This window comes from Umezawaea sp. NPDC059074, from assembly GCF_042738955.1.
Classification (GTDB): Bacteria; Actinomycetota; Actinomycetes; order Mycobacteriales; family Pseudonocardiaceae; genus Umezawaea.
The window spans coordinates 1-1,653 of record NZ_JBHYHC010000288.1; the positions used below are offsets into that span (position 1 = coordinate 1).

The 1,653-nt window shown below is 72.9% G+C and carries 2 protein-coding genes; one reads left to right on the top strand and one right to left on the bottom strand.

Annotated features, from left to right (window positions below):
• Positions 1-179: 179 nt before the first annotated feature.
• On the bottom strand, positions 180-1,214 hold the full coding sequence (locus ACFWW9_RS46090) for a DUF2293 domain-containing protein (RefSeq protein WP_390390001.1): 1,035 nt from the start codon (positions 1,212-1,214) through the stop codon (positions 180-182).
• A gap of 183 nt (positions 1,215-1,397) precedes the next feature.
• Between ACFWW9_RS46090 and ACFWW9_RS46095 the strand changes: the two genes are divergently transcribed.
• Positions 1,398-1,619, top strand: a complete 222-nt coding sequence (locus tag ACFWW9_RS46095; protein ID WP_390390003.1) for a hypothetical protein — start codon at positions 1,398-1,400, stop codon at positions 1,617-1,619.
• Positions 1,620-1,653: the final 34 nt, after the last annotated feature.

The following is a 1,653-nucleotide window of genomic DNA, read 5'->3' on the forward strand; positions in this document are numbered from 1 at the left end:
CTCAACCGCCACTGCCCGAGCCCGACGCCGCACCCGCCAGCAGGCGGGACCGCCGCGCGGCGGGCAAGAAGTCCCAGATCCCGCCGCGGGCGTTCTCCGCCTCGGTGGCGAACCAGCGGCAGTACGCCGTCCGCAGGCGCGGGTAGGGGAAGAAGGGGAGTCGGCCCGCCGACTCCCCTTTACCCGCGCCAGTCCTCCAACAGCCGGTCGATGTCGGCGCGAATCCGTTCGCGGGCGACGGCTCTGTCCACACCGGACATGAGCATGGCGTCGTAGTCGGTGTCCTCGTGCCGCAGCGAGGCGATGACGGCCAGGGTCGTCTTCCTCTCGTCCAGCGCGCGTCCCGCCGCCGACCGCCCGACACGACCGCTGCCCCGAGTGCCCGCGTGCCGCGCGATGGCGACCGCGCGGTCCTCCGGGCAGCGGGGGAACAGCCGGGTGATCTCCTTCGCCAGCGCGGCCTGGAAGTCGACGTCCCAGTCGGCGCGGCGCTCGCGGTCGCGGTCCCGCCTGCGCAGCCGCACGTCCTCGTCGGCGAGGCACGAGTCCTCCGCCTGCTCCAGCGCGGCCTCCTCGACGAGGATACCCTTGCGCTGGAAGCGTTTGCGCGACCGGTCGTACTTCTGCACCACCGCCGAGAGCCCGCTGGCCTTCTTCGCGCGCCGGGTCAGCGTGGCGTCACCCGCGCCCAAGAACACGAGGTGGTCCAGATCCGCGCACTCCAGGCACAGCGGCCCACCGGGGTCGGAGACGAGCAGCTCGCCCGTGCCCCGGCACTCCGTGCACTCCCACTCGACGGTGGCCACGTCCACCATCAGGTCCGGGGCCTTGTTCTGCCGCTCCACCAGGCTCTTGCGCCGCGTCTCGGACAGCCCGACGGCCATCCAGTGCGTCCGGAACGCGCTCTCGGGCTCGACGCCGAACCGCAGCGGCCGCCGGTCCAGCGTCGCGGCCGGGTACTCCACCTCGGTCGCCGCCAACCCCTGCGCCTGCGCCCAGCGCCGCAGCACGTCGAGCGCCTCCCGCGTCTTGTCCGGCGTCACGGCCAGCACCACGCCCAGGTGCTCGACCTGCCCGCGCCGCCACCGGTCGAGCTGCCTGTCCGGCAGCCACCCCAGCGCGGAGAACACCTCCAGCGGCGCCACGAACTTCCGCTTGGCCAGGAGCGCGGCCGCCGCCGTCTCCACCCGAGTGCGCACCTTCACCGCACGCATTCTCCACCACGCGCGGTGCGGCAGGATGGAGGCGACCCGTCCACCGCACCCGACACGTGCGCCCGTGTAGCGGTCGGGGACCCCTCGCCCCTTACGCTCTGGGGGGCATTTCGCCGGAGTGGTCGGCAGTCCGTGAACCGCTGCCCGATCAGGTGGACGGCCACCGAAACACCAGGAGGACCCATGACCGAGACCCCGGCACCGAAGAACGACGCCACCGAGGCCCCCGCGGTCGACGAGGCCGCCGAAGCGCCGACGACCGAGGTCGAGCCGGAATTCGTGCCCAACCGCCGCGACCGGCGGGGCGGGGCGAAGAAGGCCGCCCAGAACAGCAGGATCCCCGGCCAGATGCACAACAACAACGTGGTCGGGAAGCGCTCGTTCACCAACCGGCGCAGCGGCTGAACGACGACCCGTGCCGCCGATCCGGGTAACCGGA

Excerpts from the sequence above, each read along its gene's own strand:
- ACFWW9_RS46090 (WP_390390001.1), bottom strand. The coding sequence starts at position 1,214 with ATGCGTGCGGTGAAGGTGCGCACTCGGGTGGAGACGGCGGCGGCCGCG.
- ACFWW9_RS46095 (WP_390390003.1), top strand. The coding sequence starts at position 1,398 with ATGACCGAGACCCCGGCACCGAAGAACGACGCCACCGAGGCCCCCGCG.